The organism is Microcystis sp. T1-4, from assembly GCF_000297435.1.
Taxonomy (GTDB): domain Bacteria; phylum Cyanobacteriota; class Cyanobacteriia; order Cyanobacteriales; family Microcystaceae; genus Microcystis.
In genome coordinates this window covers 1-1,176 of the sequence record NZ_CAIP01000310.1, presented here as the reverse complement: position 1 = coordinate 1,176, position 1,176 = coordinate 1, and the positions used below count along the sequence as shown (strand labels likewise).

At 39.0% G+C, this 1,176-nt stretch carries 1 protein-coding gene and 1 pseudogene; one reads left to right on the top strand and one right to left on the bottom strand.

Annotated elements, in window-relative coordinates; genetic code table 11:
• Positions 1-355 (top strand): annotated as a pseudogene (locus MICAI_RS16535) (ISKra4 family transposase); the annotation flags it as partial.
• Positions 356-719: 364 nt separating this feature from the next.
• On the opposite strand, the gene MICAI_RS16530 reads toward MICAI_RS16535, so the two are convergent.
• Positions 720-1,176: REP-associated tyrosine transposase (locus tag MICAI_RS16530; protein WP_039900400.1), on the bottom strand; the 457-nt coding region annotated here is incomplete at its 5' end.

Here is a 1,176-nt window from a genome sequence, read left to right as displayed (position 1 = left end):
GGATTGGTATCATTTAGTAGAGAATATGAATAAAATAGGCGGGTCAAACCAGCGTCTGAATAGAATCAAAGAGAATTTATGGAAAGGAGAGGTGAAAAGAGTTTTAGAGGAATTAGAGGGATGCAAAAAGAAACAGGCTATAAATTTCACCAAATATGTCGATAAACATCGAGAAAGAATACCCAATTACGAACTCTATCAATCACAAGGGATTTGCATCGGTTCTGGAAGTGTAGAGTCAAAGATTAAGCAAATAGGTGCAAGAATGAAAATTGTGGGAGCACAATGGAAAGCAGAGAATGTTCCTCAGTATTTGAAGCTACGTTGTGCTTATCTCAACGGCGATATTGCCTGAGTATTTTTACTCATTGCAAAACTGGGATGCTCCCGACGCTAAAACACCCTACTGGACTGTTTCAGTGCGATCTTGTAGGGTGCGTTAATGAAATGTAACGCACCTTATCTAATGTTCAAAATTCCTGCGTTACGCTGACGCTAACACACCCTACTGGACTGTTTCAGTTAATGAAATGTAAGGCACCTTATCTAATGTTCAAAATTCCTGCGTTACGCTGACGCTAACACACCCTACTGGACTGTTTGAGCTAATTTGGTGTATTAGAAAAATGCTATAAATTCTATAATCTAAGACTTTAAGCCGAAATCTATCGCCCTATTTTAGCTGAAACAATCCACTATATTTGATACATTTATATTGCTTAATCATCCCAAAAACCTTCAGGCTTGGCTATACGTTCACCACTACCCCAATCCTGGGGATAAATTCCTTGAGCGATAAACCGATGGATACTGGAATATTGCCAATCTTGAGGATTTTCACAGAAACCATGCCGCACTGGATTGTCATGAATATAATCGCAATGTGTTGCAAAATCTTGTTCATCTCGGATTAAATGCTCCCAAAATCGGCGTTGCCAAAGATTCCCTTCTCCTCGTTTTTGCCGTGATCGAGAAACTTCACGATTAACCCCCAATGCCTGCCCATAATGCTTTGTGACATAAGTTTTGATTAATCGTAACCTTACCGAAAAATCTTGATCATCATCTGGTAACGTCCATAAACAATGAAAATGATCAGGTAATAGAACAAAAGCATCAATCACAAAAGGATATTTCACTCTAACCTTTTCGATTCCTTGCCTAAGCGCTTTGGGA